Raw genomic sequence first — 22,965 nt, forward strand, 5'->3', positions numbered from 1 at the left:
CTGAAGCTGTGCATACACAGCGCGGACTACCAAAGGATCTGTGCTGCGCAAATCGAAGGAACGGGCAAAGCCGCAGATCGTCTCGCCGTTTTTTCTGGGGCTGGCACATCGTGGGCGCTGTCCATGTGCTGCTGGCGTTGATCTTTGGCGCGGCCTATTCGTGCACGGGTTGTGCGCGCCGCAGCAGCTGTGCGTGCAGCGGACCCAGGTGCGCCTCGATGTGCTGGCGTTCGCCTTCGCCAAAGACGGCTGCCTTGTCCCGCCCGTCAGGCTCGAAGCGCTGGTCCAGCGCCTTGGCATGCTGGCGAAGGCGTGCGGCGATGCGCTGGCGCGCCGCCTCGCCTGCATGCAGGTCGAAGCGCCGGGCTATCTGCTCCATGGCTTCGGCATCCAGCTGGCGATAGTGCAGCACAGGAACGCCCTGGCTTTCGTGCAGATCCCGCATCCGCTCCATCATCGCCTGCAGCACGCGCATGCGGTGGTCGAGCACGGAGACAAAGGGCTGGCTGCCACTGCCGCAACAGAAAACCGGACCGGCGCCAGCCAGCGACGGGTCGCCCGACATGTGCCGGCCGGCCTGCCTGTGGTGTGAGGCCAGGATCTCCACAGGATCGCGGACCAGCATCAGGCCGGGGACCTCGGGGTAGAGATCGTGCAGCAGCTCCCACTGGAAAATGTCCCAGGCATTCCACTTGACCACCAGGTTGCGGCGCCCCGGCACGGCCACGGTGATGGCCGACACCAGGCCGGCAATGCCATCGCGCTTTTGCGCCCGGTCCAGCGAGCTGTCCAGCAGCAGCTCGGTGAACACAGGTGGCTCCGACAGGACCAGTGTGCCGTCCAGTTCGGAAAGGCAGCCCGAGACCAGGGTGGAGCCGCAGCGCGAGAGGTGGAAGATGAAGCCGGCAGGCGGATGGCCCCCGGGCCTGGGAAGGGATTCCGCGCACAGGCCGGCCAGCGGCGTGCGCGGCCGGATGAACTGGTTGAGCAGCCTGCGCTGCAGGCAGCGGCTGATGTACTCGTCATGAAACGGCTCGGTGGCGGGGCCGTCCGGCAGGCACCAAAGGATGCTGCGCGTGCGTGCCTCATACCTGTGTGGCAGCCAGCCACCGGCCAGCAGTGCGGCAGTTGGCACGGCGGCCGCCTGGTTCAACTGCTGCAGCGCCTGCATGAGCCGGCCATCGTTCCAGGCGGGAAGACACCACAGCAGGCGCAGCTGCACCAGTAGCGACTCCATGCTCCTGGCCTGCTGGAAAAGGGTGTGCTGCCGGGGGCTTGCGATCAGTTCGGCAAAGGCCGCCTGCAGCTCATGCATGGGCGTGTCCCTTGCCGATGCTGTCTGCCAGCCAGGCGTTGGCAAGGCAGTCGATGACCAGGTGGGTGCGGTCCCGGGTGCCCCGGTTCACCACTTCATGCGTGGCATCGGCATTGAAATACCAGAGCTCCCCTGCGGCCATGGGGATCGTGCGGCCTTCCACGATGAACTGCACATCGGGATGTGTGTGCACGGGCACATGCAGCCGGGCCTGGCCATGCGCCAGGCCCAGCCCATGGTCGCGATGCGGCTTGATGGAGGAGCCAGCCTTCAGCTGCATCAGGCGCACAGAGCGCAGCGGGCATTGCAGTTGCTCCAGCACCTGGCGTATGGCGGGGCAGTGCTGCAGCAGGGGCAGGTCCTTCCAATCCTCCTCGGGTTCCTCGATGGAGAAGCTCTGGAGAATGGGGTGGGCCGCCACATGCTGGCGCTGGCAGCGCAGCGGCATCACACGCCATACGCCTTCGTAGCCGCCGTGGTTCACGTGGTCGCACCATGGCGAGGACAGCAGCGCATCCACCTCCTCGCGCAGCGCCTGCAGCGCAACCCTGGCATCAAGCCGCGCAAACAGGGGCGTGCCGGCACAGGCGTCTTCATGCGCGCAGGGCAGGGCGGGCCTGGCATTCATTGCAGCGCCTTGGCCAGTGGCAGGGGACAGGTCATCAGCGGCGCCATGCCCTGGGCGGGCGTGCCCGGCGCAGTCGGCTGCCCCTGCAGCAGCAACGCCTGCAGGCGCGAAACACATGCGGCCACGCTGAGCTGATCAGTGCGCAGCGTCAGCTCCGCTGCCACAGGAGGTTCATAGGGCGAGTCGATTCCAGTGAACTGACGCAGTTCGCCGCGGCGCGCTTTTCTGTACAGGCCCTTGGGGTCCCGCCGCTCGGCAACGGACAGGGGAACATCCACGAACACCTCCAGGAAGTCACCCTTGTCGAACAAAGCCCTGGCAGTGTCGCGCTCGCTACGGAAAGGGGAAATGAAGGCCGCGATCACGATCGTGCCCGCATCCACGAAAAGCCGGGCAACCTCCGAGACCCTGCGTATGTTCTCCGCCCGGTCTTCTTCGGAAAAGCCCAGATCGCGGTTCAGCCGGCTGCGGATGTTGTCTCCGTCCAGCACATAGGTACGCCGGCCGGCTGCGTGCAGATGCGCCTGCAGCGCATTGGCGATGGTCGATTTTCCGGACCCCGAAAGTCCGGTCAGCCATATCGCAACCGCTTTATGACCATGGAGTATCTCCCGGTCTTGCCTTGAAACGGAAGACAGTTGGTCATGTATGTCGGGCGGCGGATTCTGGCCGGAAAACAGCATGGATTCAATACGGAAAGGAAAGGCCTGGAGTGGATGCTGAGCGCATCAGGTAGGCCGGAATATCGATGGATTGTAAGAAATTTTCAAGAAGAAATTGCTCAGGTGGTTTTTCGTTGTGTGTCTGGATTCAAGCGCTTTCATTGGTCATTTATTTTCTTCTTCAGAGGAGGAAGGCGGATGGTAGGTGTGGTTTTGGTGGTTATCAGCGAATGCTTATATTTTTCATGATTCTTGATAATTAATTTGCAATAGTCGTTGATTATGTCGATTGAACATGCTGTTGTCGGTTTTTGGTGATTGATTGGTTTCTTGTTATCAATAGCATTGTGCGAATTGAGAATATAAGACGGAGAAATCTGCGTCTGATGAGAATGGTTGGAATACCTGTTCAATGCATATGCGCGACATATCACTGAAACCAGGTACTGGCTGCAGATTCCAGATGTCCGGCGCCCGGCGCTGTCCCGCATGCCTGAAGGAGGGGAGGGGGCAGCTCAGGCCTGACTTTGAAAGTGAGAAGCTGCGCGGTTCCGGCGCAGAAGCAAGGTGCCGCCTCCAGGCGAAGTACCGATAGCCGTTGGTGGTTAGGCGGCTCGTTGAGCTTGCCTGACCTCTGACGGGCAACTGCCGGTGATCTCGCTGGCCTGTGATCTCCGGGTTGATACTTAATGTCTGAACATGTATAGACAACTACAGTCAGCCCTATCAAGGAGATGCATATGGACCGAGGCAGGCTGTTCCGGGGTTGGTACATCGTGGGCGCCGTCCATGTGCTGCTGGCGTTGATTTTTGGTGCCGCCTACTCGTTCGGGGCATTTTTTTTCAGCATCCAGGCACAGTTCGGCGCCAGCAGCTTTTCCACGGCTTCCATCTTTTCATTGACGGCACTGATCTACTACGCCGTCGGCGTGTTCTCGGGCGCCTGGAGCGACAGGACCTCGGTGCGCACCGTCACCTCGGCCGGCATTGTGCTGCTGTCGCTGGGCTTTGCGGCCAGCAGCCTGCTGACATCATCGCTGGCGGCTTTCCTGGGTGCCTTCTGTGCGCTGGTCGGGCTGGGAGTTGGTCTGGTCTATGTGCCTGCTGTCTCCACTATTCAGCGCTGGTTCGTGCTGCGGCGCAGTTCGGCTTCAGGTATCGCGCTTGCCGGCACCGGACTTGGAACCCTGCTCGGGCCCGTGGTGGCCGGCGCACTCATGGAGCATCTGTCCTGGCAACTGACCATGCAGGTCTATGCCGCAGCCATCGCACTGGCCGGCCTGGCTGCCGCAGCCGCCCTGCGAAGCAGGCCCGAGGAGCTGGGCCTGCATCCCGATGGCATCCAACCCGGCGGCGCCAAGGCTGCGGGGCAGACGGGCCAAGGTGTGGTGGGCGTCGGCCTGGGGCAAGCGGCCCGGCAGGCGCGCTTTTGGTGGTATTTCGCCGCCATCTTCTTCGGCTCCATCGGCCTGTTCCTGGCGCTGATCCACATCAATCCGCTGGCACGTCAGCAGGGGCTGCCTGCCGCGCAGGCCAATTTGCTGATCGGGCTGATCGGCGTCGGCAATGTGCTCGGGCGTCTGGTGCTGGGGCGGCTGGGCGACAGGATGGGGCCGCTGCGCTTTCTGTTGGTGCTGACCGCGAGTCTGGCCCTGCTGTGCGGGCTGTGGTCCATGGCGCAAGGCTTCACGGCCCTGGCGGGATTCGCGTTGGCATTCGGTGCGGTCAATGGCGGCTGCATCGCGCTGTACCCTGCCGTGGCTGCCACCTGGTTTGGCACGCGGAGCCTGGGCGCCATCCTGGGTGCGCTCTACGTGTCGGTCGGTATTGCTGCCGTGGCCGGGGGCAGCCTGGCGGGGCTGCTGTTCGATCTGTCGGGCAGCTACACATCGTCCATCCTGCTGGCGGGCGGCAGCGCTGTACTGTCGGCCCTCGCGGTGCGGATGGCGGCGCGCGCAGGAGGCGCGAAGCCACAAGCATGATCCAACGAAAAAACCCCTGGCTCTTGCGAACCAGGGGCTTCTTGTTTGGTGCCGGAGAAAGGAATCTATTGCTTGTTTGCGATTGTGCTCATGGCGCACAAAGACAAACAAATCAAGTAGTTATGATGATTTCTGAAGATGGCATGTGCAGCAAAAACACATGTCTGCACAAAACTTGCCCCCAATTTCCCCCAATCGTTATGGCAAAACCAAAGAAGACCGCTGCTGGAACCTTCCGCATACAGATCGATGTCAAGGGTAGGCGCGATGCCGCAACCTTCCCCACGGCCCGGGAATGCAACGAGTGGGCAGCCCATCGGCGTGTTGAGCTTCTCGCGGCGGCGGCAGGGGGGAAAGCTGGCGCCAGGATACTGGGCGAGTCCAAGACGCTGAACGATGCCGTCCTGCGCTACAAGGAAGAAGTGTCGCCGTCGAAGCGCGGCTGGCGCTGGGAGTTGCTCAGGATTGATGCCTTCCTGAGGCAGCCGAAGTGGCCAGGAGACCGGCCGATGTCTGAGCTTGATGAGCAAGACTTGATCGGCTGGAAGAACGAGCGCAGGAAGGCTGTCAAAGATGGAACGGTCATCCGTGAGATGGGTCTGTTGAGCTCCATCTTGGAAGAGGCGCGCCGAGAGTGGCACTGGATTGAGCGCAATCCCATGGCGGACGTGAAGCGGCCAAGCGCTCCTATGAACCGCGAGCGCGTCATCTCCGACTTCGAGGTGAGATGCATGCTGCGCGCCATGGGATGGTCATCTGATGGACCATTGACCCAGAAGAAGCATGTCGTTGCCCGTTGCTTCATCCATGCGTTACTCACTGGAATGCGCGCGGGAGAGATCGCAAACCTCCGCTGGGAAGACGTAAGGCCTTCGCACTGCATCTTGCGCCAGGGTAAGACCAAGACAGGCCAGGGCCGCATCGTCCCACTGAGCAAGTCTGCCGGCCGGAACATCGAGAGCATGCGGGGCTACGACAGCGAGTTCGTTTTCGGAATCGGAGAGGGGACGCTGGATGTGATCTTTCGTCGGTGCCGAGAGCGCGCTGGGCTGTCTGGTTTCACCTTCCACGATTCCCGCCATACCGCGGCGACACGCATTGCCCAGAAACTCCACCTGCTCGACCTCTGCAAAATGTTTGGGTGGTCTGACCCGAAGCGGGCCATGACCTACTACAACCCGACTGCAGAGCAGATCGCGGACAGGCTGGATGCTCCTACCCCTGGCGTCGGCGCCGGATCTCCCAATCCATCACCTCTGAGAGCAGCCACTTCCCATCCTTCCCAGGCCTGGGCATAGAGCGGTCGCGCGCGAGCATGTTGCTGAGCGTGTTCCTGTGCACGCCCATGCGCTCGGCAAACTGCTGGCGCGTGAGCCTCCCTCCAAGTTGTAAGCACAGGGATTGCACGGCATAGGTCAGCATCTCGATCTTGGCCTCCATGGCTTCAGTTGTCGTCATGTCGTTCACCTCTATCGTTATTTGATGATATTGGCCAACTCGCGCAGGAGCCAGACCTTTGGCGCGAACCAGACCAGGGCCGCAAGGCGTGTCGCGGTCACAAATGCAATCACGGAGTAGATGCCAAGGCCGGCGGCTACGACTCCCGTCAGCAACGACAGGAAAGCGCGATGTGCCTTGAAGTCGAGCGCGATGCCCGAGTGCACCAGCAAATGCTTGATGAGCCAAGCTGCGACCAGCAGACCCGCAGTGGGCATGATGATGTCGATGACGGCCTGAGCGCGCCCGTAGGCGATGTACTGCTGCGCCACGCTGGGCAGGCGCTCGATCCAGAAATCCCCGGTGGATGAGGCCTGCCCGTGGATCGCCGCGATGACCTGGGCAAGCTGTCGCTGAAGTTCTTCCTTCATCTGGTTCTCCAAAGAAAAGCCCCGACTAGCGGGGCTGGGGTTGGTCATACATCGATCACCGACCCGGTCTCAATGAGCGGGTGCGTGATCTGGCCGCAGGAGATGACGTGGTTGAACCAGTGCGGTATGCGCTCGTAGATGGACGCCGGGACACCGCTGAATTCCACGCAGTGAAGCCTATGCAGCCGCTCGAAAGAATCCTGGGTCTGATGGGTCAAGGGAATCCGCATGTTCTTCAGGAAATCTCGCAGCGAGCAGATGTCGAAGCTGCGGTAGCGCGTGTACCGCTCTTCGACTTCCCGTCGCAGCTTCCGCACTTCCAGCTTGCCCCAGTCGTCCAGGCTGTCCTCATCGGGCCAGACGAACAGATCCAGCGGGCCGCGCGAGATCTGGAAGGTACGCACGGGCACGATGCTGGCTGCCTCTGCGCTGCCGGCGATCACGGCTGATGCGAGGCGCAGGCGTTCAAGTACTGCTGTCATCCTCATCCCCTCAAATGAAAAAGCCCGCTGGTGCGGGCTCTGGTTGCTGGTCCTGTGGCTCTTGCCACCTGTCGCGCTTGCTCATGGCTTGTCCTTCATGGCTCGGATGGCGTCTGCCAGGTCGTTGCAGGCTTTCTCGTATGGCCAGGACTGGTCGCGGAAGAACTCGCGCGGCACGTCCTGGTCGTCGCAGACCTTGGCGGCCTTCTCAAGCGCGCAGTTCCACGCCCACTCGACCTTCTCCTGCTCGCTCAGTACAGGCCATTGGTTCATGTGGTCAGCCTGTGCGTTCCAGGCAGCGATGATCTCGGCGTGGGTCATGCGTCCTCCGGTGGTTGGGGCAGTGGCATCCAGTGAGTTACTGCCGCAGCCTGCATGCCATCTTTGATTGCCCTCGATCGTGAGTAGAGGTCGCCAGATTCGAGGACGTCCATAAACCAGTCTCCATCCGCCCAAATTGCATATGCTTGCGTGCTTCCACCATCCGAATGGCGAACATGCACCCAGCACTGTTCGCCCTCCTGGGGTGCAGTCTCAATTGGTTGCCAGGTCATGACGATCCTCCGGTGATGCCCGGCATAGGGCCGGTGGCCTTCTGTTCTAGAGCATCCAGGCGGTTGTGTATTTCCTGCAGCGTGTCAGGCAACGCTCTCAGGAACGCCACCAAATGAGGAGGGAGAAGATCTGATCTGTAGAACTCGTCACAGATGGATTTCATTCTTTCAAGCTCAGGTGTCATGGTCAGGTCTCCTTGATGCCGTGGGCGCGCTCAGCGGCGCGGACAGCCTTACGCATGGTCTTGCTGTCACATGGGCAAAACGGGTTGTTCGTGCTGAAGGTCTGCTCTCGCAGTCCTTCGATCCGCTCATCGCTCAGCGGCAGCGGCTTGCGCGCCTCCAGCTCTGCCCGCTGGTTCCACGAAGCAATGGCGCTGGCGCGATCACGCCCTACTCTCTCGATGGCGCGAGACGGCTGGCCGGCCACTGGCCTGCATTGATGGAATACCGATGTGCTGGTGGGCGCGGTGTAGCCCATGCCAGACCACACTTTCCCGTTGTCGCGGATCTCGGTGTTGCCGGCGCCACAGAACGGGCAGGGAAGCAGTTCGGAGGGTGTTGGTGCTGTGGTCACGGGGTCTGTCCTTTCTCGGCGGCCGGCGCTAGTTCATCGGGCACGTCCACGCTGTCGCCCAGCTTGCTTGCCACGTAGCAGCGCATGGCCGCAGTCAGTGGCTCGGTTTCGTGCCACGCGATGGAGCGGCGGCCATTGGCGCCTGCATGCCATGTGGTAGCGGTCCAGATGCCGGAAGGCCCCCAGCCTGGACTGTTGCCGCCATTGCGATGGACGCGCGATCCAGGCGGGCTGATGCCGATCTGCTCGCGGCAGATGATCGGCCCCGCCTGTGCCCAGTTTTGACTTGGCTCGTAGCGCACAGCGTGAGCGCCATCGGCGCCGAAGCGGCTTTGCTGCAGCAGCCGGTCCTTGAAATTGCTGCGCGGCAGGTTGAAGAAAATGCAGATGGTTTTGCCATCTTCCGCGTCAATGCCGACAGGCATGCCGCCAATGACCTTGAACATAATTCCTTCGCACTTCTCTGCTGTTTGCGCCACAGCCCAATCAAGTGCGGGGCCAGTGAGTTCGCTGGTGCTGATGATGGTCACAATGCAGGTCCTTTCTGCTGCGCCTGGGCGCGCAACGGAGATTTGCGGCCATAGAGCACGGCGTGGCGATATGCCGCGTACTCATCGACCTTGCCTTCCATGTCGTCGGGCGACGTGAACCAGCGCGCTGGCTTCAGCCACTGCACCACGTTGATCGGCTCGTAGTTGCCGTCGCGCCATCCGTTGTAGCCGGCCAGAACCACACCGCTGGTGATGTCGCCATTTTTGAGGCGGACGGCCTGCCAGACGCCGGTGAGGGGCCAGATTTTCTGGGCGAACCATTGATCCTGGTCCACCCACCAGCCGCGCTCTATCTGGTTGCGCACGGTGATTTCGATAGGTTCTTGCATGTCAGCTCTCCTTGTGCCCAGTGGGGCGCTGGTCTGGGAAATTCAGCCGAGCGAACTCGCCGAAATGGGTGATGGCCAGAAAGTCGTAGGCCCTGGCGGCGGCCTCTCTGGTATGAAAGTAGCCGCCGTAGTAGCTGCGGCCTTCCTTGGTGACGTGCGCCATGAATCGGCCATCCGGCAAGTTCGTGACTCCCTTGAGCCCATAGCCGGATCGTCTTGGCCTACGGTTCATGTTGTTCTGGGAATCGGTGCAGCCCCTCAGATTCGCAATGCGGTTGTCATCGCGCACGCCGTTGATGTGGTCGATGATCTTTGGCGGCGGCTCGCCGTAGTGCAGCATCCAAGCAACCCGATGGACGAAGTACGTCTTCCCAAAGCAGATCAGCTTTCTGTAGCCAGCCTTCTCTCGGCTACCAGCGATATCTCCGCGCCGTTTCTTGCCAACCATCGACTTCGTCCATCTCAGCAGACCCGTTTCAGGGTCGTAGTCCAGAGCCGTTCTGAGGCGCTCGATTTCCTCATTCATGGCCGCCATCCCCCTTGGCTGCTGCCTGGGCTGCGTCTTTTCCCGGCACCCAGATCTGCACGCACTTCTCATCACGCGGCAATTTCTGGTCGCATTCATCGCGGCCTTGGTCGCGGAAGTAGATGGCAGCGGCCGTCATGATCAATGCGCCGATCAAGAATCCAGCGAGAAAGCCGGGCCCAAATTCAGGACGATTCATACCTCACCTCCCAGTTTGAAGCCAATCGGATTTAGGCGCGCGAACTCGCCGTGATGGACTACTGCCGCCCGGTTGTATGCATGACCGGCCTCGTGCTCTTCCTTGAAAACGCCAAGGTAGAGATATCGGCCGCCCACCTTGATGCTGGCTTGCCACTTTGAGGAACTTCGGTTCCATGTGACTCCACGGAAAACTGATGAACAGCCAGGAGACTTCATGGAGTTGTGGCTGTTGTTCCGCTTCGTGGCCTCGCGCAGATTGGCTCGGGTGTTGTCGAGCTTGTCGCAGTTCCGATGGTCGATCAGCACGCTGCTGTCGTTGCAGCCCGCTACGATGCGGTGCAGGCGAACTGTCCGGCCCCGCTTCCCGCTGATGGTTGTCTTGCGGATCACGTAGCCGTCCTTATCGAGCTTCCAGGCGAGGTGGCGAACTCGCGCCGCAATGTCTTCGTCAACCATGAATGGCGTACCGCAGGTAGTCTTGAGCTCGACCATCACTCGGCGCCTTCCTTGGCCTGGGCTGCGCGATAGAGCGGGTAGCAGCCGGGCGGCAGCGTGCACGGTGGCACAGTCTCGTAGTCGAGGCCTCCCCCGCTGTCCACTTCGAGCGTGGCCACCCATTCGCCCAGGGCAGACGTGGTATTGGCCTCGTCCAGTAGGTTGAGCAGGTCCACCACGATTTCGCTGGGGCAGTCCATCGGGCCGAGCCAGCCGACCGCCTTGAGAGCGTCAGCATTGCGCTCGATGGTCTCCATCAGCGCTTCGCCCAAATCACGCAGGCCCAGCGGGTCGGCATCTACTGCAGGCGCAGCAGGTGCTGCCGGCCGCGCCACGCCAGCCTGCGGCAAGTCGTAGAGGTCCGCCACGATTCGATCCGCGAGATACAGGGCGGCCTCTGCCGTGGTGAATTCCTCGGCCAGGCCGGCCACACGGTTGCGCCAGTAGTCCGCCAGGGACTTGTCCTGACGCGCTGCGGCAAGGCGCTCGGCATCACCCAGGATGGGCGCAGCAGGTGCCTGGGGCGATGCTGCAAGCGCGGCGTAGTGCCGGACCGCCGCAACAAGGTCATAAACGATGCGGTGAGGCTTGTCCTGCCATGTGGCATGCAGGGGGCCGTTGCCAGGGGCGTGGTGATACGCAGCCAGCGGATACCGCAGTGGGTGGGGCCGCACTTCGCAGTCGAACAGATTGCAGGCCGGGGCTGCAGGCGCTTCCAGGGCGGGCGCGGCCGGGGCGGTGGGAGCGGCAGCTGTCGAGTGGAATGCAAAGGCGCCATCAAGGAATGCCCCTGCAAACTTGCGCGCCATGTTTTGGCATTCGACCTCGCGGCCGACATAGAGCTGCTGCGTGCCGTCTCCGGCTACGACCGCGTGGCTCCAAAGCATGCTGGCGTTAGAGGGCACAACTTTGTAGCGATCGAGCGCCATGGCATCCATTTGCTCATGCGGGTATTCGCCCCGGGGCGCCACAGCGGCAGGAGCTGCCGGCTCCTCGATCTGGGCCAGGCACTTCGAGTTGCGCGCCGCGGCAAACACGTCTCGGCCGTAGGCCAGCAGTGCTGCGCGATCTGCGCCCGTCACGAAGTTCAGGGAGTGGGGCGACATCAGCGACGTCAGGTGCAGGTCGTCGCCGGGCTGGATCTTGGTTGCTGTCATGAGGCTTCCTCTACGCGCCATAGCGCTTTGGTGGTGTTGATGACGTGGCCTGCGCGCTGCAGCAGCGGGCACTGGGAAGAGTTGGAATTCACGGGATGAAGAAACAGAAAAGCCCTCGCGGCATACCGGGAGGGCTTCGGGGGAGGGGAGTGTCAGGCTCTGGCGTGTGGCCTGCGGTCTTTCCTTGGGATGCTTTGATCGGGCGCGTAGATCTCGATCGTGTTGAACAGAGCCCCGCAGCATTTGCACTTGCGGGTTCTGCGTTGCATGATCGCGGCGCCGTCGCCAGGCCGCGTTTCCGTGACCTGGGTGTCAGCACCGCATTCGACGCACTTGGGCTTGTTGCTCATGACCTGGTCTCCATTGGAATCAGCCCAGCCCATGGAGACGTCGCCACGCCAGCACGACGCTTCCGACGCGCGGCCCAGCGGGCGCGGTTGGCGCGGTAGTTGCGCTGGTTCGCGGCCTTGCGGTGCGCCTCATCGAATGCTGGCCGTTCTGCATCCTTTCCGGGCGCCGCCGCGTAGATCGGTGTCTCGCGGCCTTTGCGCCCGACCTGCAACTGCCATCGGCTGATGCGGAAGAACTTGCCCGGGTGGTTGGCCCTGGCGTTCGTGAGAGACGCATTCACCTTCCCGCGCGGCAGGCCGGTGGCTTCGGCGATCTCCACCGCGCTCATGGGTCCAAACTCGCGCAGGGCCTGGGTTATTGCATCGCGCACGACAGGTGGGACTGGCATGCTTCCTCCTTGGGGTCTGGGTGTAGTGCGCTGAACTCCTCGATGCACTGCTGGTAGTAAGTGCGCGCGGCCTGGAGCTTGATGACCATTTGTCGCTCGATCTCCATATCGCGCTCGATGGTCCAGACCGTGAGCCGCATGTGCTCTGGGATGTGGCTGACGATGTGCAGAGGCAGGGGCTCGTAGCGGCCCAGTAGCTCGTCTGGCGTGTCAACCATTGCGTAGCCGACGTGCCAGCGATCCACGCCCCATAGCCGCATGTAGCCTCGCATCTGGTATGCGTAGAGCGAGTCCGCGCAGTCCTGCAGGAATGCCGGGAAGGTCTGCAAGCTCCAGGAGCTCTTCACGTCCCATCCCTCTTGATTCAACAGGTCGATGGTGTCGGCCTCACCGGTCAGCAGGTCGTCGGATCGGCGTTCGGTGTTCTTCGTGAGGCTCAGGCCGCGTACCCGGTTGATCAGTTCCAGGGCCTGCCCCTCGACTGCAAGACCCTTCTCCGTGTACTTGCTGCTGCTCTCGAAGTCCACGCCCCATATCTCCTGGCGGACAAGCTCACGCACGTATGTCTTGGCTCCCTCGCTGAGCGTGCGCAACTTCAGCCCCTCGATACGTGCCTTCTCTTCGTCCGTCCGCTTCTTGCTGTCCAGGATCTTCTGCACATCGGGCGTAACCAGGGCTGGATCGATGCTGACCGGCGCGCCCATCAGCTTGCCGATGCTGGAGCACCGGAAGAGGACTTCGCGCATGGTCAGCCCTTTGCAACTGCTGCGTTGAAGGCCTTCAGGCTGGCGACGTCTCGAGATTTGTCGAACTCCGCGCGCGCCTTCTTGCAAGCCGCGTCGAATTCGGGCGTGCCCTTTCGGGCCAGCGCATAGTCCACCCAGCCGCTCACCAGATCCGAAGTGCCACCGCCATCGCCGTCGTCGTCATCGCCACCCTCGGCAACGCCACAGATGGCCTTCAACGTGTAGCGCTCCAAGTAGGACTTGGTACTGGCGCGCGCCTGGAGTTGGTTCTTGGCGCCGCCTGTGTCGGGCGCGCCACCCATGCTGACGGACTCGGAGTGCCCACCGATGTGTTTGAGAACGCATGTGATCTCGATCCACTGGGGCTCGTCCTTGGAAAGCCTCCAGGATGCGCTAAGGCCATGGCGCGACAGGGCTGGAGTGACAGCCTTCACCACGTCATGCAGTTCGGCGTAGGCGCGGCCCTTGAGCGGGCCATCCGTCACTGTGCGGCCCTGGACGATGCGCACCGCCTCGGACTTGAATGCCGCGAATGCCGCGTTGTAGGCCTTCTCAGCCTCTTTCTTCTCCCAGCGGTCCTGAAGGTCCATCATCTTCTCGACCTGCTCCAGGCTGGCGCCCTGGCTCATTGCTGCCATCATCATTGCGGCCGGGGAATTTGGAGCCAGCGCGCCGCCTTGCTGGACTGCGGGCACGGCCTGTTGCTGCACCGGAACGTCGATGAGCGTCATTTCTTCGGTTGCTGTGTTCATGGTGATCTCGGTTGCGCTAGAAGGCGCCTGAGTTGAAAGCGGCCACGGCCAGCGTCAGCGCACTGATGCCGGACCACAGGAATGCGTAGAAGAGGTGCTTCATGGCATGGCCTTCCCGATCTCGGCGGCGGCCAGGAAAATTGCCCCGCGAGTTGCCGCCCTCAGGTCGGGATCAACAACTTGCTGTGTTGGGTTGTCGCGAGAAAAGAAGCCAGCGCTTGCAAATCCACGGCTGTCATGCATCTTGCTGATAGACAAGGTGAACGATGCCCCTGGGCTCAGCCCAGCAAGCGCCGCGGCCAGACGTAGGGCGTCGCCGTCGTCGTCCCTTGGGTTCCAGAACTCGCCGTTATCCGTAAGCGCAGATCCAACAGGCCCACGGTGTGTCCAGGGGTGCGAAGCCAAGCGAATCCCAGCAGCCTTGGCCGCCAGTTCTGTCAGTTCCTCGTTGCTCATGGCTTCTCCTTCTGCCCCAGCGCGGCCCGGTAGCCGTTCGCGGTGGCGATGCCCGTGCCTTCCGTGAGAAAGGCCCAGGTGTGGTGGTACTGCTCGGCCTTGTTGATGAGTGGCAAGTACCAGAGCATCTCTCCGCGCAGCTGGGCGATCTCTGCCTGCAGCTCTGCGTATGTGGGCATGTCTGAGCTCATGATGGCTCCCTAGTCAGCAGTGCTGTGATTGCTTCCTGTGCTGCGCGCGCGGCCTTCTCGGTTGCATAGACGCGTCCAAGCTTTTGCAGGTCAATAGGAGGGTTGAGATTTGCGTCCTCGAACCAACGGAAAACATCGCCGTAATTCGTGATGTAGAACCCCGGGCCGGACTTGATGGGCGCCTCGATCTCGCGGTCTCCTACCGTGATGGTCTTAGGCTTGATGCGGAATTCAAGCCGGCCTTCGTATCCACGCACCAGTTGTGCAATGACATACTGGTCAAAGGCATCCGGGAATGGCTCCCAATCGCCCAAATCGCCCTGATGCCCACGGCTCCTGGCCTCAACCGTTTCGCCATCTGCGATCCAGCGCAGTACCTGTGCGTGCGGGTGCTCTTCCTTCATCTCATCTCTCCTTGAGGCACTGGACCTCTGTATTGCTGATCCATTCGGCGTGCATCCCAGGGCACAGCCACTTGCCTGCAGCCGCGCGCTTGAGTTCCTGCGCTGTATCCGTGGGCTGCTCCTGTGCGCCAGCCTGGCTGCATCCTGTGAGGGCCAGCAGGAGCAGGGCGGACAGCACCATCAGCAGCCAGCCCCCGGGCACGCCATCGGCTTCCGGCTCATGGACCGGTCCAGGGGTCGAGCACTCGCGCAGGTAGCGGGCGTCGGGGTCGGGGTTGAAGGGCTCGGTAGGGGTCACTCGTTGCATTGCTGTGGCTCCTGAAAAGCGAAACCCGCCGGGAGGGGCGGGTTCTGTGGGGAGTTGGATGGGCGGGGTCATGGGGACTCCTGTGGGGCTAGCGCGGCGGCAATCTCCATTGACGCCTGTAAGCCTTCATTCGAAATCTGCTCACACGCTTCGAGCATCATTTGCTCATCGCCTTGAGCCCCGTTTTCTGCCTCGGCCTTCATGCTGTTGATTGCGCACCCGGCATCCTCCAGGGCGCATTGGAGGGCCATGATCTTCGCGTCCTGGAGGCGGAGAGCAGAGACAGCATCAGCAGCCCACAGGTGCAGCACATCGGCCGGCATAGAGGCGCGGTACTCGCGCGCCAAGCTTCCGGGGGATGCGTGTTTCTTTGTTTGCTTCATGTTGTCCTCAAATGGCATCGGCGCTGAACTCCAGCGCCTGGGGTTGTTGGGCGAGCGCGGCTCGCCCGTTCTTTTCTGCGATGCGTGCGTCAATGGCTGCCCCCAACTCGTGTCCATGGAAGCCGATGGATGCATAGACGACCTGCCTGGGATGCGTCAGAGCTTCGGTTTCGCCAGATGTGCCGAACTGCTTGATGTAGTCGTAGCGCGCGGCTTTTTTGACTATTTCCGCATCAACGTTGGAAAGTGCAGTGGCAAGTTGCATTTCTAGGTCTCTGATGCGCTCCTGCTGAAGCAGGATCAACGCCTCAGCAATTGCGGGATGCGCTGCTGCCTTTGCTGCGTCAAGCATTGCGGGCCTCCTGCATGTCGCGGCGGGCGCACTGGTATGCGTACTTGCTCAGCCAGTTCTCAATGGCTTCGCCCTGGGCCTTGTAGTCCTTCAGTTCAGCGATGACCTTCGCGAGATCGAACGGGATCTCCTTCATTGCCTCGATCACGAACTCAGGTGCGTAATCAGGCCCGTAGTGGATCTGCACGTATGCGTCGAGGAACGAGTCCTCTGCGTCGTACTCGCCCTGCTGGTGGGCCAGAGCATCAGCGTCTCGGCTGGCGAGGCATGGGATACATGCGTTCATGCAACCACCTTTTTGATCTCTTGTATCTGCACGTCGAGCCATCCAGCCTTGCTCGCCAGCTCAGCACACTGCTTTGCCGCCGACTCCAGGCCGCATGGCTTGCTCCGCACTGCAGATCGCTTGGCATTGCGCTGCCACGCCACTTGGTCAAAGTCCTCAATCGGCTTGCCGCCAGCCTTGCGCGCCATAGCCTGCAGTCGCTCGCGAGCTGCGCGCGCATCATCCAGCAGGCCAGGGGCAACGCCGGTGACGCGCCAGCCCTTGTGCACAGACACCTGATCCGCCTTGTTCGCCGCACGCCGCTTGCGCTCGATCTCCAGGCCCTCCGCCTTCATGGCGCCGAGCTGCAGTTCGCTGATTTGCTGGCCGTGGATATTCACAAAAGAAAGACCCATGAGAAGCCTCCTTGCGGCCCGCAGGCCAGAAACGAAAAAGGCCCTGCATTGCAGAGCCTGGGTGTAAAGAGCCGCGTGGTGCGCGCCACGTTCCGTGCGATCAATCCCCGATTCCTGGGCGCGCGCGGCTGGAAAACCATCACAACTGCAACCGGCAGAGCTGCAGCACTATCCCGAGGGACCCAGTTGCAGATGTGATGGGCCCTGGGCTTGCCAGGGCGGGGGATCAGGGCCGCTTGCGCACGATGGCCGCGTGCCTCATGTTCATGCTCCAGTCAATGTCGTAGCCGAATTCATCAGCCAGACTGGCCAGTGAAGCCCCCTCGAAGTGATTTGGCAGAGGCCCGTTGTCGTCATGCCAACGGAACGCATCGCGCCATATCACCTTGTCGCCTTCCTTCAGGAAAGGGCGCAGCAGGTCGGCAACCTGCGCGTTTATGGACTTCATCTCTCATCTCCTTGTGTGCCCCGGCTACGAGCCGGGGGAGGGGTCAGGCTGGGACTCTTGCGAACGTCCGCTTCGTCACCGTTATTTGCTCTTCTGTGCAGGTCAGGTCGTAGGCGTCCTCCATCCACGGGATTGCGTCGGGCTCGCTGTGCTTGCCGCCGCCGTAGTAGTGCGTCCAGCCGACCCAGGAGCCGTCTGGCATCTGCTTGGCGACCGCTTCGGTCTCGTAGTTGCGCGATCCAGGTGCGCTGAGGCCGGTTTCCTCGCCGGTGCTGCGGAGCTCGCTGCGCGCGTCTTGCAGCATCCCGCCCTCGTCGTGTTCTTCGTAGAGGGCATCTACGTTCTCGGCGGTGATCTCTGCATCAGCGGCTAGGGTGATGTCTTTCCACTTGGCGGCAAGCAGCAGGATTGCGTGCTTCAACTTCTGTTCTGGCGTCATATCTGCTCCTGTTGAAAAACCGAAGGCGCCGCAACGGGTCATGGCGCCTTTGGTTCTGCCCCTGTGCGCCAGGGGCGGGCGGTCAGGCGGACGCCTTCGGGGCGATGCTGAACTCCTGGCCATCCAGGTAGTAGTAGGTCTTGTCGTGGCGGTTGTATTCGCACTTCAGTGTGGCAACGTAGACCACATCGCCAACCATGAACTCCTGCTCATAGACATCACTTCCACAGTTGTAGGCGCCTTGGCAGTCATCGAACGCGCGGTTCGCCAGGACATCCTGCAGAGCCTCGGCATCTTCCAAAGAGGGGAAGACGTTGTTCTCGGCTGCTTGGTCGAACTCGTCGTAGGCCTGCTGTGCAGCCTCCAGGGCTTTCTTGGCGGCGTTGATTTCAGCCTTCAAGGTCTCGCGTGTCTGTGTGCTCATGAGTCACTCCGTGGTGGTTGAAAAAACGAAGCGCACTCGGCGAATGCGCTTTGGTCTTTCCCCTGTTTACGTACAGGGTGGACGGCTGGCATCTCCCGGTCTCCCGGCTCCAGCATGCGTTTTTGATCTAGCCCCAGCTGGGCCCGGCTCGCGAGTGTTGGTTCTCGCGCCACCTGTCTTTTGCTTCTGCCGACAGATCACAGGGGCAGGGCCTTGCGGCCTGTTCATCCTTCCTTGAGGGCTACAGAGAGATGCGGGCCGGACGGCAATTCCCGGCTATGACACTGTCTGACGTGCCTCGCAAGGCATGCTCCCGCGCTTTCGCGCCGTCTTGGGCATGGACTGATTGCCCTCCCGAGGTCATCAACCCTCGCGTTTCGACTGTGGTGCACCCCCGTTACCTTTGGTGCGTCCGCATCTCTCTGTAGCCCTCTGTTGTTAAAGACCAGTCAGCGCCCGGCCGATCCCGTGACACCCGCCGCCGCAACTGCTGCCTTGGGGCTTTGTTGCTGCGTCTGGGGTCAATTATGCAGTTGTGCATGAAGATGTCAATCACTATTGCATGAGTCAAGACAAAAAAAGCAGTCGCCTTTGCATGACTCACTTCGAAGCGCCTGACTGCTCTGCGCCCCGGGCGCAAAAAAGCCCCGTCGTGCGGGGCTTGTGTTGGGGTGGGGCGGCTCGGTTGGCCGATGGCGCCAGGGTTGGGCGGCTACAGAGATCGCAACCTGACCAGGCGCTGATCGTCGGCCGTGGCGCCGCCCGCAACCAGCTCATCAATCGACTGTTGGACGCGCAGCTCGAGCATCTCGACATCATCTTGGCCTAGATGCGTTTTCGAGACGGCGCGGGCGTTTGTCAGTGCATCCGCCAAGGTCTCGATGTCTTGCAGGGTCGTGTAGGGCATTCAATGCTCCAGTTGCGCCGCAACAGCGCGGCACCACCATCTTGCTGTCACGACTGCCTGCCTGTGGGCAGCCGGGCATGAAAAAGCCCGCTCGGGGCGGGCTCTATTCGTTCTCTAGGGCGCCTATGCGCGAAGCTGGCGGCAAGTAAAAATCACCGCGAGTCGTGTAATGTTGGTACATGTCCAGAAGGGTTATCTCGTCCCCGCTGTTTCTCCACTGAAAGTGCAGTAGCCAGTCGGATGTGCCGCCAACAGACCTGCCTCTTCGGTACTCGGGGAGGCCCAAGTGGTAATGCCACAGGTCATGGCGCTTAGCAAAATCAAAATTCTGCGCGCCGGCATTAAGCCAAGAGGGGGAGATTCTGCCCGGGTACTTTGTTGGATCTTGCAGCCCGCAGCTTTGGAAAGTGCTAACGAATTCGCCAACAGCCAACTGCTGGTCCTCCCGCACTCTCGTCAGCTCTTGCGCGAACTGAAGATTGAAATGAACGATGTAGTTGCTCATGCGCCAGTTTTTGCGGCTGCTTTCATGAACGCAACGATCTCCAGCGGGCTAAGACCTGGCGGGACGGTGAAACGCGGACTGGACAAGGCCTTCTTCATGCGACTTTGATCGAAGTCGCCAGGCAACAGGTCGCCAGAGGCGCGGCCATCTGGCGCGTCTGGGGTAGCGTTCCTCGTCTTCTCTATGATCATAGTGATGATGTCATCCATAGGCCACCTCACGTAAGCGCCACCTGAAGCACAAGTCCAGTGCTTCAACGTACGACTACACGTTGCATGTAGTGCCTAGTGTCGCTAGGTAAAAATTGGCAAAGCCCTAAATTTTAGCACGAAAATTCATGACATTCTTTGTTCTGAAATTTCGTCGGTTAGGGCAGCTTAACACCCTTCTTCGCCTATATCTAGTGTTTCGATGCGAACTTCCGGGTGTTCCTCTGTAGGTTCGACGCTCACACGGTGCCAGTTGTGGGGTGTTCGCATCGTCCTTCGATGCTTGTTCGATGCTGCTTTCGCTTGGAAGTTCGGTAGCGAATGTCGTGAACCTGGTCGGTCTGGGCAGCATGGTCATGACCCTGAGCGGCCAGCCCTACAACCTCGCGGCGTCGGCCTTGCGCTCAGCGGCCAGAGACGTAGGTGACCAGGCCGTGCTGCACATGGACCAAGAGTCCAGTGCGCCAGCGCATTTTTTCCACGTCAAAGTCTTCCGTCTCGACGTTCGCCGGCTGGCCGCATCGGTGAAGTACGACGCCCTTGCTCATGCCCACCTGGATGTCCTTGCCGCAGGCCTTGACCAAGGCGTCCTCTGTGGCGGTTATTGCGCGCTCCATCGAGGCAACGAACATCGGGTACTGGGCCCTGGCCACGATCATCGGCATGTTGCCCACGGAGTCGAGGTTCACGAAGGTCTCGGACAGGCTCATGGACATCTTCTTCTGGAAGGTCACACCGCTCACAGTCGAGCCGGTCACGATGTGATAGTTCGCGGCCACCAGCACCAGGGCGGCCACAGCAACAGCCCCCGACACAATCCATGCCTTCGTCATCCCTCGCTCCTTTACTTAGCTCAGAAATCCTTGGCGCCGGCCTTGGTTTGCTGTTGCTGGCGCGCCTGCTCCTCGGCCTTCGCTGCCGCGCTACGGATGGAGACGGAGCCCTCGTCAATCTGGGAGGCCCGCAGCCTTGCAACTAGGTCAGCGTCACCCTTCGTCCAGGTCTTGACCCAGTTGTCGAACTCCGCGCCGGCGCGGTTCTTCACCGGCTTGGTGTCTACAGTTGTTGGCTTGCCGTACTTCTCCTCAAGGGCATCGCCAACGACACGCGCATGCGCCATCGGGAAGATCAGGTAGAGGCTGGCGAACTTCCCATCGATGAACTTGGCTCGCCCATATGTCACCAGGCCGCCGCCGAAAGATGTGCCTTCCCTGCATTCGGCCAGCCTCTGAACGAATGCATCAGTTGTGCCGCCCATGGAGTTTGGCGCGCATGAATCCCGGGTGTAGGTGCAAGCGTCACCCTTGCATTCGTAGAGCGGAAGAGCGGCCTGAAACTGCTCCATCGTTTCGCCGAGCTTCACGCCCTTGTAACTGAAATCGTCCGCCTGAGCGGCCAAAGAACACACTGCTAGTACAGCGGCAGTCAGAACCTTCTTCATTGCGCTTCCTATACATCAACGCTGAGCATTTCTTATGCCGGGCGCCACTTGCTGGGCGGGATCACGGCGCAGATCGGCTGAATGTCCTGTATCTCATGCATCTCTAGTGTCAATCGTGCTCCGCCATTAACGCTCATGAGTTCGATGGAGCCAGAGCGTCGGAACAAAAACTCCTTGACCATCCTCCTGCCATCTGACTTTTTTATCAACACGTACTCGCCCTCTGACGGATTCGAGTTCGGCTCAACGATGACGTACCAGCCGTCGCGTATAGCCGGAAACATGCTCATTCCCTTCACGCGCAGGCAGTAGGCACTTTTGTCGTCGCTGTAGTGCTCTACGTAACCATCGCCAGCCCCAGGAATCGCGCTGAATTCCTCGTAGAAGCCGTCGTCCCCCATCTTGGCTGTTCCTACCACGGGTATCTTGCTTTTCTGATGTTTTGGATAGCCCGCGAAGGCGGGTGCGTCAGCTTCGTCTCGGATGAGTCCTAGGCGCTCAGCCGCAGCTGTAGCGGCTTCAGGAGTCTGAAACACCGATGCGTCCAGGCCGAAAAACTCGGCTATGGGCTTCATTGTTGCTGTTCTTGGCGTCTTTCCAGACTGAAGGCGGCTCATGGCTGACTGCAGGCTTCCAGCGGAGGCCTCGCCGCCAGACTCCAGCGCGATCTGGTCTGCAAGGGCATTGGGCGAGGGGATGCCTCGCTTGGCAATCAAGGCTTGAAGAAGTTCACCGGGTGTCATGCAGCGGATTGTCCATAGTGATCATGCACAAGTGACTTGCGGACATCATGCAGATGTGCATAATAACTGCATGAGTCAAATCCAAAGCTTCATCAAAGACCTGCGTGAGCAGCAGTCGCAGGCGCAAATCGCTGCCTGCGTTGACGCTTCGCAGTCCCTGATATCTCGCTGGGAAGCAGGCGACATCCCCGCTGCTGCGGATGTGGCTCTGCGCCTCGCCAAGCTGCACCGGGCCTCGGTGCGCCGCAAGCCCCAGAAGTCCGCCATCCCCGCCCAGCCCAAGGAGCAGGCCCATGCTTCGTGATGACCTTGCTCTTTTGAAGATGGCTTGGCTGAGCCATGCGATGGCCAGGTACGACACGTTGGAAGAGGTAGCCCGCGAGGCCGCAGCAGCTCTGCCGCTCCTCCAGCGCGAGTTCACAGCCGAAATTGCATCGTTGAAGCTGAAGCAGGAGGAGGGTCGTCCTTCTTCACCTCCGCCACGCCTGCCAGAAGGCCGCGATACGCCTGAGCAAAGGCTGACGCGATGACCTCCTCCGTGATTTCTCCGTATATGGGCTGCGTCTGCCTCAGCACCTCGGCTGTGATGACAGCGGCTGGTGCGATCAATTCCTCTTTCATGTCCGCCCTCCTTGGCGATGTTGGTAACGGTTTGGAAGCCACCAGCATAGCCCAGCGAGTGGCGGGCACCTTTTCCTGAATTCAACCCAACAAGAACTGCCTGGAGGGCATACCAACCATGACATACCGCAACCGTGACCTCATCCGTGAACCCCTCTGCATGCTGCGTGCCAGCAAAGAGGAGCGGGAGAAGCTGATCGCTTGGGCCGAGCGCCGGTCCAACGGGGGAGCGGTTGCCCCGACGTTGCTGGACGCCTTGCTGCGCCTGGCCGACGACGAGATTCGTGAAGAAGAGCGTTCGCATCGGACAAATGCTACGCAGCGCCACGGCCTTGACAGGAACGCCTTCGGCGCTCTCCTGGCCGCGTGATGGCTTCTTCGGACCCGCCACATGACCAAAAAAGAAGCCACCCCCATGACCGAACCGCCGATGCAAATCGACTTCGGCAGCGCGTCGCCTGAACAGGTGCGCGCTCTCCAAAAGCTAGCAGATCGCGCGGGGCTCTCCTTCGAGGACTTCGCGCTGAAGCACCTGCTCTTGCTGGCTGAACGCGATGAGAAAAAGCCCGCGCAGGGCCCTATTGGGCGACTGCTGGGTTTCCGCCGCGCTCACTAGGCCGGCACTTTCCAGTTACTGCAAAGCAGCAATCCCATGAAGCCCACCGCATTCCACATCCCCACTCGCTCCGTGATGGCCGGCGCCAAGCCGTACAAGCCCGTCACTCCGAGCGCCATCAATCACATCCGTGTGGTCAGCAGCGCAAAGAGCCGCATTGACAACGACCGCCGCCGGGCAAATCGCCTGGCATCGATATGAAAGGGCAAAAGCAAAAACGCCTGCAGCTGGAGAGCTAGCAGGCGTTCTAGGAGTCTGGTCTCGGGTGCAACCG

At 61.1% G+C, this 22,965-nt stretch carries 43 protein-coding genes; 6 read left to right on the forward strand and 37 right to left on the reverse strand.

Annotated elements, in window-relative coordinates; genetic code table 11:
- Nucleotides 1-154: 154 nt before the first annotated feature.
- The 3 genes from DACI_RS15985 to cysC are packed head-to-tail and all read right to left on the reverse strand — an operon-like array spanning nucleotide 155 to nucleotide 2,626.
- Complete coding sequence (locus DACI_RS15985) at nucleotides 155-1,315, reverse strand: hypothetical protein (protein WP_012205027.1); 1,161 nt, start codon at nucleotides 1,313-1,315, stop codon at nucleotides 155-157.
- Nucleotides 1,308-1,943 (reverse strand): aspartyl/asparaginyl beta-hydroxylase domain-containing protein, encoded by a 636-nt coding sequence (locus DACI_RS15990; protein ID WP_012205028.1) that lies wholly within the window; start codon nucleotides 1,941-1,943, stop codon nucleotides 1,308-1,310. The genes DACI_RS15985 and DACI_RS15990 overlap by 8 nt, the downstream gene beginning before the upstream one ends.
- On the reverse strand, nucleotides 1,940-2,626 hold the full coding sequence (gene cysC / locus DACI_RS15995; protein WP_012205029.1) for an adenylyl-sulfate kinase: 687 nt from the start codon (nucleotides 2,624-2,626) through the stop codon (nucleotides 1,940-1,942). Before cysC ends, DACI_RS15990 begins: the two co-directional genes overlap by 4 nt.
- 719 nt (nucleotides 2,627-3,345) lie before the next feature.
- On the opposite strand from cysC, the gene DACI_RS16000 reads away from it, so the two are divergent.
- Entirely contained in the window at nucleotides 3,346-4,587 is a 1,242-nt protein-coding gene (locus DACI_RS16000) for an MFS transporter (protein WP_012205030.1), read from the forward strand.
- Complete coding sequence (locus DACI_RS16005) at nucleotides 4,584-5,885, forward strand: tyrosine-type recombinase/integrase (protein ID WP_225970931.1); 1,302 nt, start codon at nucleotides 4,584-4,586, stop codon at nucleotides 5,883-5,885. Before DACI_RS16000 ends, DACI_RS16005 begins: the two co-directional genes overlap by 4 nt.
- A 177-nt stretch (nucleotides 5,886-6,062) precedes the next feature.
- Here DACI_RS16005 and DACI_RS16010 read toward each other — a convergent pair whose 3' ends face one another.
- The 33 genes from DACI_RS16010 to DACI_RS16155 all read right to left on the reverse strand — a co-directional run bounded on the left by DACI_RS16010 (nucleotide 6,063) and on the right by DACI_RS16155 (nucleotide 21,454).
- Nucleotides 6,063-6,455 (reverse strand): hypothetical protein, encoded by a 393-nt coding sequence (locus DACI_RS16010; protein WP_012205032.1) that lies wholly within the window; start codon nucleotides 6,453-6,455, stop codon nucleotides 6,063-6,065.
- 44 nt (nucleotides 6,456-6,499) lie between these two features.
- Nucleotides 6,500-6,937 carry a hypothetical protein gene (locus DACI_RS16015; RefSeq protein ID WP_012205033.1) on the reverse strand — a complete coding sequence of 146 codons (438 nt, stop codon included), beginning with the start codon at nucleotides 6,935-6,937 and terminating at the stop codon, nucleotides 6,500-6,502.
- A gap of 81 nt (nucleotides 6,938-7,018) precedes the next feature.
- Nucleotides 7,019-7,258 (reverse strand): hypothetical protein, encoded by a 240-nt coding sequence (locus tag DACI_RS16020; protein WP_012205034.1) that lies wholly within the window; start codon nucleotides 7,256-7,258, stop codon nucleotides 7,019-7,021.
- Nucleotides 7,255-7,491, reverse strand: coding sequence for a DUF551 domain-containing protein (locus DACI_RS32800; RefSeq protein WP_080518191.1), 237 nt, complete (start codon nucleotides 7,489-7,491; stop codon nucleotides 7,255-7,257). The genes DACI_RS16020 and DACI_RS32800 overlap by 4 nt, the downstream gene beginning before the upstream one ends.
- A complete protein-coding gene (locus tag DACI_RS31320) occupies nucleotides 7,488-7,676 on the reverse strand; it encodes a hypothetical protein (protein ID WP_080518192.1) in 189 nt (62 codons plus the stop codon). The genes DACI_RS32800 and DACI_RS31320 overlap by 4 nt, the downstream gene beginning before the upstream one ends.
- A 2-nt stretch (nucleotides 7,677-7,678) precedes the next feature.
- Entirely contained in the window at nucleotides 7,679-8,068 is a 390-nt protein-coding gene (locus DACI_RS31325) for a Lar family restriction alleviation protein (RefSeq protein ID WP_012205035.1), read from the reverse strand.
- Nucleotides 8,065-8,598 (reverse strand): phage protein NinX family protein, encoded by a 534-nt coding sequence (locus DACI_RS16030; protein WP_192812282.1) that lies wholly within the window; start codon nucleotides 8,596-8,598, stop codon nucleotides 8,065-8,067. The genes DACI_RS31325 and DACI_RS16030 overlap by 4 nt, the downstream gene beginning before the upstream one ends.
- Nucleotides 8,595-8,948 carry a hypothetical protein gene (locus DACI_RS16035; protein WP_012205037.1) on the reverse strand — a complete coding sequence of 118 codons (354 nt, stop codon included), beginning with the start codon at nucleotides 8,946-8,948 and terminating at the stop codon, nucleotides 8,595-8,597. The genes DACI_RS16030 and DACI_RS16035 overlap by 4 nt, the downstream gene beginning before the upstream one ends.
- A gap of 1 nt (nucleotide 8,949) precedes the next feature.
- Complete coding sequence (locus DACI_RS16040) at nucleotides 8,950-9,474, reverse strand: HNH endonuclease (RefSeq protein WP_012205038.1); 525 nt, start codon at nucleotides 9,472-9,474, stop codon at nucleotides 8,950-8,952.
- A complete protein-coding gene (locus DACI_RS32385) occupies nucleotides 9,467-9,673 on the reverse strand; it encodes a hypothetical protein (protein WP_192812283.1) in 207 nt (68 codons plus the stop codon). Before DACI_RS32385 ends, DACI_RS16040 begins: the two co-directional genes overlap by 8 nt.
- Nucleotides 9,670-10,167 carry an AP2 domain-containing protein gene (locus DACI_RS30765; RefSeq protein ID WP_050771843.1) on the reverse strand — a complete coding sequence of 166 codons (498 nt, stop codon included), beginning with the start codon at nucleotides 10,165-10,167 and terminating at the stop codon, nucleotides 9,670-9,672. The genes DACI_RS32385 and DACI_RS30765 overlap by 4 nt, the downstream gene beginning before the upstream one ends.
- Nucleotides 10,167-11,327, reverse strand: a complete 1,161-nt coding sequence (locus DACI_RS32525; protein ID WP_012205040.1) for a hypothetical protein — start codon at nucleotides 11,325-11,327, stop codon at nucleotides 10,167-10,169. Before DACI_RS32525 ends, DACI_RS30765 begins: the two co-directional genes overlap by 1 nt.
- Before the next feature lie 152 nt (nucleotides 11,328-11,479).
- The gene (locus DACI_RS16055) at nucleotides 11,480-11,677 is read right to left on the reverse strand and encodes an NrdR family transcriptional regulator (RefSeq protein ID WP_016449483.1); all 198 of its coding nucleotides are present in this window, start codon (nucleotides 11,675-11,677) and stop codon (nucleotides 11,480-11,482) included.
- Nucleotides 11,674-12,006 carry a hypothetical protein gene (locus DACI_RS16060; RefSeq protein ID WP_225970932.1) on the reverse strand — a complete coding sequence of 111 codons (333 nt, stop codon included), beginning with the start codon at nucleotides 12,004-12,006 and terminating at the stop codon, nucleotides 11,674-11,676. The genes DACI_RS16055 and DACI_RS16060 overlap by 4 nt, the downstream gene beginning before the upstream one ends.
- Nucleotides 12,007-12,032: 26 nt before the next feature.
- On the reverse strand, nucleotides 12,033-12,812 hold the full coding sequence (locus DACI_RS16065) for a hypothetical protein (protein WP_012205042.1): 780 nt from the start codon (nucleotides 12,810-12,812) through the stop codon (nucleotides 12,033-12,035).
- Between the two features lie 2 nt (nucleotides 12,813-12,814).
- Nucleotides 12,815-13,564: an ERF family protein gene (locus DACI_RS16070; RefSeq protein WP_012205043.1), complete on the reverse strand. Its 750-nt coding sequence runs from the start codon at nucleotides 13,562-13,564 to the stop codon at nucleotides 12,815-12,817.
- Between the two features lie 99 nt (nucleotides 13,565-13,663).
- Nucleotides 13,664-14,020: a hypothetical protein gene (locus DACI_RS16075; RefSeq protein WP_043781682.1), complete on the reverse strand. Its 357-nt coding sequence runs from the start codon at nucleotides 14,018-14,020 to the stop codon at nucleotides 13,664-13,666.
- Nucleotides 14,017-14,199: a hypothetical protein gene (locus tag DACI_RS16080; protein ID WP_043781686.1), complete on the reverse strand. Its 183-nt coding sequence runs from the start codon at nucleotides 14,197-14,199 to the stop codon at nucleotides 14,017-14,019. Before DACI_RS16080 ends, DACI_RS16075 begins: the two co-directional genes overlap by 4 nt.
- A gap of 8 nt (nucleotides 14,200-14,207) precedes the next feature.
- Nucleotides 14,208-14,615 carry a hypothetical protein gene (locus tag DACI_RS16085; RefSeq protein WP_012205045.1) on the reverse strand — a complete coding sequence of 136 codons (408 nt, stop codon included), beginning with the start codon at nucleotides 14,613-14,615 and terminating at the stop codon, nucleotides 14,208-14,210.
- Nucleotide 14,616: 1 nt separating this feature from the next.
- Nucleotides 14,617-14,922: a hypothetical protein gene (locus DACI_RS16090; protein ID WP_043781687.1), complete on the reverse strand. Its 306-nt coding sequence runs from the start codon at nucleotides 14,920-14,922 to the stop codon at nucleotides 14,617-14,619.
- Nucleotides 14,923-14,990: 68 nt separating this feature from the next.
- A complete protein-coding gene (locus tag DACI_RS16095) occupies nucleotides 14,991-15,305 on the reverse strand; it encodes a hypothetical protein (RefSeq protein ID WP_157059656.1) in 315 nt (104 codons plus the stop codon).
- Between the two features lie 7 nt (nucleotides 15,306-15,312).
- Nucleotides 15,313-15,657, reverse strand: a complete 345-nt coding sequence (locus tag DACI_RS16100) for a hypothetical protein (protein ID WP_012205047.1) — start codon at nucleotides 15,655-15,657, stop codon at nucleotides 15,313-15,315.
- Nucleotides 15,650-15,943: a hypothetical protein gene (locus DACI_RS16105; RefSeq protein ID WP_012205048.1), complete on the reverse strand. Its 294-nt coding sequence runs from the start codon at nucleotides 15,941-15,943 to the stop codon at nucleotides 15,650-15,652. Before DACI_RS16105 ends, DACI_RS16100 begins: the two co-directional genes overlap by 8 nt.
- Entirely contained in the window at nucleotides 15,940-16,338 is a 399-nt protein-coding gene (locus tag DACI_RS16110) for a hypothetical protein (protein WP_012205049.1), read from the reverse strand. The genes DACI_RS16105 and DACI_RS16110 overlap by 4 nt, the downstream gene beginning before the upstream one ends.
- A 226-nt stretch (nucleotides 16,339-16,564) precedes the next feature.
- Nucleotides 16,565-16,786 carry a hypothetical protein gene (locus tag DACI_RS16115; protein ID WP_012205050.1) on the reverse strand — a complete coding sequence of 74 codons (222 nt, stop codon included), beginning with the start codon at nucleotides 16,784-16,786 and terminating at the stop codon, nucleotides 16,565-16,567.
- 43 nt (nucleotides 16,787-16,829) lie between these two features.
- Nucleotides 16,830-17,225 carry a hypothetical protein gene (locus tag DACI_RS16120; RefSeq protein ID WP_012205051.1) on the reverse strand — a complete coding sequence of 132 codons (396 nt, stop codon included), beginning with the start codon at nucleotides 17,223-17,225 and terminating at the stop codon, nucleotides 16,830-16,832.
- Between the two features lie 82 nt (nucleotides 17,226-17,307).
- A complete protein-coding gene (locus DACI_RS16125) occupies nucleotides 17,308-17,649 on the reverse strand; it encodes a hypothetical protein (protein WP_012205052.1) in 342 nt (113 codons plus the stop codon).
- Nucleotides 17,650-18,361: 712 nt separating this feature from the next.
- Complete coding sequence (locus tag DACI_RS16130; RefSeq protein ID WP_043781690.1) at nucleotides 18,362-18,556, reverse strand: hypothetical protein; 195 nt, start codon at nucleotides 18,554-18,556, stop codon at nucleotides 18,362-18,364.
- 103 nt (nucleotides 18,557-18,659) lie between these two features.
- Nucleotides 18,660-19,061 (reverse strand): hypothetical protein, encoded by a 402-nt coding sequence (locus DACI_RS16135; protein WP_043781691.1) that lies wholly within the window; start codon nucleotides 19,059-19,061, stop codon nucleotides 18,660-18,662.
- The gene (locus DACI_RS16140; RefSeq protein ID WP_043781693.1) at nucleotides 19,058-19,270 is read right to left on the reverse strand and encodes a hypothetical protein; all 213 of its coding nucleotides are present in this window, start codon (nucleotides 19,268-19,270) and stop codon (nucleotides 19,058-19,060) included. The genes DACI_RS16135 and DACI_RS16140 overlap by 4 nt, the downstream gene beginning before the upstream one ends.
- A gap of 404 nt (nucleotides 19,271-19,674) precedes the next feature.
- Nucleotides 19,675-20,103 carry a hypothetical protein gene (locus DACI_RS16145; RefSeq protein ID WP_012205053.1) on the reverse strand — a complete coding sequence of 143 codons (429 nt, stop codon included), beginning with the start codon at nucleotides 20,101-20,103 and terminating at the stop codon, nucleotides 19,675-19,677.
- A gap of 20 nt (nucleotides 20,104-20,123) precedes the next feature.
- A complete protein-coding gene (locus DACI_RS16150) occupies nucleotides 20,124-20,711 on the reverse strand; it encodes a hypothetical protein (RefSeq protein WP_012205054.1) in 588 nt (195 codons plus the stop codon).
- 32 nt (nucleotides 20,712-20,743) lie between these two features.
- Nucleotides 20,744-21,454 (reverse strand): S24 family peptidase, encoded by a 711-nt coding sequence (locus DACI_RS16155; RefSeq protein WP_012205055.1) that lies wholly within the window; start codon nucleotides 21,452-21,454, stop codon nucleotides 20,744-20,746.
- A gap of 70 nt (nucleotides 21,455-21,524) precedes the next feature.
- Between DACI_RS16155 and DACI_RS16160 the strand changes: the two genes are divergently transcribed.
- Nucleotides 21,525-21,758, forward strand: a complete 234-nt coding sequence (locus DACI_RS16160; protein WP_043781694.1) for a helix-turn-helix domain-containing protein — start codon at nucleotides 21,525-21,527, stop codon at nucleotides 21,756-21,758.
- 113 nt (nucleotides 21,759-21,871) lie between these two features.
- Here the strand turns inward: DACI_RS16160 and DACI_RS16165 are convergent, their stop codons facing one another.
- Nucleotides 21,872-22,075 carry a hypothetical protein gene (locus DACI_RS16165; RefSeq protein ID WP_016449460.1) on the reverse strand — a complete coding sequence of 68 codons (204 nt, stop codon included), beginning with the start codon at nucleotides 22,073-22,075 and terminating at the stop codon, nucleotides 21,872-21,874.
- Nucleotides 22,076-22,193: 118 nt separating this feature from the next.
- Between DACI_RS16165 and DACI_RS16170 the strand changes: the two genes are divergently transcribed.
- Genes DACI_RS16170 through DACI_RS31995 form a run of 3 tightly spaced genes read left to right on the forward strand, consistent with a single transcriptional unit; the run spans nucleotide 22,194 to nucleotide 22,892 of the window.
- Nucleotides 22,194-22,445: a hypothetical protein gene (locus tag DACI_RS16170; protein WP_043781695.1), complete on the forward strand. Its 252-nt coding sequence runs from the start codon at nucleotides 22,194-22,196 to the stop codon at nucleotides 22,443-22,445.
- Between the two features lie 21 nt (nucleotides 22,446-22,466).
- Complete coding sequence (locus DACI_RS16175) at nucleotides 22,467-22,691, forward strand: hypothetical protein (protein ID WP_157059657.1); 225 nt, start codon at nucleotides 22,467-22,469, stop codon at nucleotides 22,689-22,691.
- 36 nt (nucleotides 22,692-22,727) lie between these two features.
- Nucleotides 22,728-22,892, forward strand: coding sequence for a hypothetical protein (locus tag DACI_RS31995; protein ID WP_157059658.1), 165 nt, complete (start codon nucleotides 22,728-22,730; stop codon nucleotides 22,890-22,892).
- Nucleotides 22,893-22,965 lie beyond the last annotated feature (73 nt).

This window comes from Delftia acidovorans SPH-1, assembly GCF_000018665.1.
Lineage (GTDB): Bacteria > Pseudomonadota > Gammaproteobacteria > Burkholderiales > Burkholderiaceae_C > Comamonas > Comamonas acidovorans.

What these genes read in the sequence shown, in the direction of transcription:
- DACI_RS16145 (WP_012205053.1), bottom strand. Translation starts at nt 20,103, where the DNA reads ATGACGAAGGCATGGATTGTGTCGGGGGCTGTTGCTGTGGCCGCCCTG.
- DACI_RS16130 (WP_043781690.1), bottom strand. Translation starts at nt 18,556, where the DNA reads ATGCCCTACACGACCCTGCAAGACATCGAGACCTTGGCGGATGCACTG.
- DACI_RS32800 (WP_080518191.1), bottom strand. Translation starts at nt 7,491, where the DNA reads ATGACCTGGCAACCAATTGAGACTGCACCCCAGGAGGGCGAACAGTGC.
- DACI_RS16100 (WP_012205047.1), bottom strand. Translation starts at nt 15,657, where the DNA reads ATGCTTGACGCAGCAAAGGCAGCAGCGCATCCCGCAATTGCTGAGGCG.
- DACI_RS15985 (WP_012205027.1), bottom strand. Translation starts at nt 1,315, where the DNA reads ATGCATGAGCTGCAGGCGGCCTTTGCCGAACTGATCGCAAGCCCCCGG.
- DACI_RS16055 (WP_016449483.1), bottom strand. Translation starts at nt 11,677, where the DNA reads ATGAGCAACAAGCCCAAGTGCGTCGAATGCGGTGCTGACACCCAGGTC.
- DACI_RS31320 (WP_080518192.1), bottom strand. Translation starts at nt 7,676, where the DNA reads ATGACACCTGAGCTTGAAAGAATGAAATCCATCTGTGACGAGTTCTAC.
- DACI_RS30765 (WP_050771843.1), bottom strand. Translation starts at nt 10,167, where the DNA reads ATGGTCGAGCTCAAGACTACCTGCGGTACGCCATTCATGGTTGACGAA.
- DACI_RS16075 (WP_043781682.1), bottom strand. Translation starts at nt 14,020, where the DNA reads ATGAGCAACGAGGAACTGACAGAACTGGCGGCCAAGGCTGCTGGGATT.
- DACI_RS16060 (WP_225970932.1), bottom strand. Translation starts at nt 12,006, where the DNA reads ATGAGCGCGGTGGAGATCGCCGAAGCCACCGGCCTGCCGCGCGGGAAG.
- DACI_RS16070 (WP_012205043.1), bottom strand. Translation starts at nt 13,564, where the DNA reads ATGAACACAGCAACCGAAGAAATGACGCTCATCGACGTTCCGGTGCAG.
- DACI_RS16115 (WP_012205050.1), bottom strand. Translation starts at nt 16,786, where the DNA reads ATGAAGTCCATAAACGCGCAGGTTGCCGACCTGCTGCGCCCTTTCCTG.
- DACI_RS16020 (WP_012205034.1), bottom strand. Translation starts at nt 7,258, where the DNA reads ATGACCCACGCCGAGATCATCGCTGCCTGGAACGCACAGGCTGACCAC.
- DACI_RS16160 (WP_043781694.1), top strand. Translation starts at nt 21,525, where the DNA reads ATGAGTCAAATCCAAAGCTTCATCAAAGACCTGCGTGAGCAGCAGTCG.
- DACI_RS16085 (WP_012205045.1), bottom strand. Translation starts at nt 14,615, where the DNA reads ATGAAGGAAGAGCACCCGCACGCACAGGTACTGCGCTGGATCGCAGAT.
- DACI_RS16125 (WP_012205052.1), bottom strand. Translation starts at nt 17,649, where the DNA reads ATGAGCACACAGACACGCGAGACCTTGAAGGCTGAAATCAACGCCGCC.
- DACI_RS16090 (WP_043781687.1), bottom strand. Translation starts at nt 14,922, where the DNA reads ATGCAACGAGTGACCCCTACCGAGCCCTTCAACCCCGACCCCGACGCC.
- DACI_RS16015 (WP_012205033.1), bottom strand. Translation starts at nt 6,937, where the DNA reads ATGACAGCAGTACTTGAACGCCTGCGCCTCGCATCAGCCGTGATCGCC.
- DACI_RS32385 (WP_192812283.1), bottom strand. Translation starts at nt 9,673, where the DNA reads ATGAATCGTCCTGAATTTGGGCCCGGCTTTCTCGCTGGATTCTTGATC.
- DACI_RS16165 (WP_016449460.1), bottom strand. Translation starts at nt 22,075, where the DNA reads ATGAAAGAGGAATTGATCGCACCAGCCGCTGTCATCACAGCCGAGGTG.
- DACI_RS16105 (WP_012205048.1), bottom strand. Translation starts at nt 15,943, where the DNA reads ATGAACGCATGTATCCCATGCCTCGCCAGCCGAGACGCTGATGCTCTG.
- DACI_RS16000 (WP_012205030.1), top strand. Translation starts at nt 3,346, where the DNA reads ATGGACCGAGGCAGGCTGTTCCGGGGTTGGTACATCGTGGGCGCCGTC.
- cysC (WP_012205029.1), bottom strand. Translation starts at nt 2,626, where the DNA reads ATGCTGTTTTCCGGCCAGAATCCGCCGCCCGACATACATGACCAACTG.
- DACI_RS16150 (WP_012205054.1), bottom strand. Translation starts at nt 20,711, where the DNA reads ATGAAGAAGGTTCTGACTGCCGCTGTACTAGCAGTGTGTTCTTTGGCC.
- DACI_RS32525 (WP_012205040.1), bottom strand. Translation starts at nt 11,327, where the DNA reads ATGACAGCAACCAAGATCCAGCCCGGCGACGACCTGCACCTGACGTCG.
- DACI_RS16120 (WP_012205051.1), bottom strand. Translation starts at nt 17,225, where the DNA reads ATGACGCCAGAACAGAAGTTGAAGCACGCAATCCTGCTGCTTGCCGCC.
- DACI_RS15990 (WP_012205028.1), bottom strand. Translation starts at nt 1,943, where the DNA reads ATGAATGCCAGGCCCGCCCTGCCCTGCGCGCATGAAGACGCCTGTGCC.
- DACI_RS16140 (WP_043781693.1), bottom strand. Translation starts at nt 19,270, where the DNA reads ATGGATGACATCATCACTATGATCATAGAGAAGACGAGGAACGCTACC.
- DACI_RS16065 (WP_012205042.1), bottom strand. Translation starts at nt 12,812, where the DNA reads ATGCGCGAAGTCCTCTTCCGGTGCTCCAGCATCGGCAAGCTGATGGGC.
- DACI_RS16035 (WP_012205037.1), bottom strand. Translation starts at nt 8,948, where the DNA reads ATGCAAGAACCTATCGAAATCACCGTGCGCAACCAGATAGAGCGCGGC.
- DACI_RS16175 (WP_157059657.1), top strand. Translation starts at nt 22,467, where the DNA reads ATGACCAAAAAAGAAGCCACCCCCATGACCGAACCGCCGATGCAAATC.
- DACI_RS16005 (WP_225970931.1), top strand. Translation starts at nt 4,584, where the DNA reads ATGATCCAACGAAAAAACCCCTGGCTCTTGCGAACCAGGGGCTTCTTG.
- DACI_RS16170 (WP_043781695.1), top strand. Translation starts at nt 22,194, where the DNA reads ATGACATACCGCAACCGTGACCTCATCCGTGAACCCCTCTGCATGCTG.
- DACI_RS16135 (WP_043781691.1), bottom strand. Translation starts at nt 19,061, where the DNA reads ATGAGCAACTACATCGTTCATTTCAATCTTCAGTTCGCGCAAGAGCTG.
- DACI_RS16010 (WP_012205032.1), bottom strand. Translation starts at nt 6,455, where the DNA reads ATGAAGGAAGAACTTCAGCGACAGCTTGCCCAGGTCATCGCGGCGATC.
- DACI_RS16080 (WP_043781686.1), bottom strand. Translation starts at nt 14,199, where the DNA reads ATGCCCACATACGCAGAGCTGCAGGCAGAGATCGCCCAGCTGCGCGGA.
- DACI_RS16110 (WP_012205049.1), bottom strand. Translation starts at nt 16,338, where the DNA reads ATGGGTCTTTCTTTTGTGAATATCCACGGCCAGCAAATCAGCGAACTG.
- DACI_RS16155 (WP_012205055.1), bottom strand. Translation starts at nt 21,454, where the DNA reads ATGACACCCGGTGAACTTCTTCAAGCCTTGATTGCCAAGCGAGGCATC.
- DACI_RS16040 (WP_012205038.1), bottom strand. Translation starts at nt 9,474, where the DNA reads ATGAATGAGGAAATCGAGCGCCTCAGAACGGCTCTGGACTACGACCCT.
- DACI_RS31995 (WP_157059658.1), top strand. Translation starts at nt 22,728, where the DNA reads ATGAAGCCCACCGCATTCCACATCCCCACTCGCTCCGTGATGGCCGGC.
- DACI_RS16095 (WP_157059656.1), bottom strand. Translation starts at nt 15,305, where the DNA reads ATGAAGCAAACAAAGAAACACGCATCCCCCGGAAGCTTGGCGCGCGAG.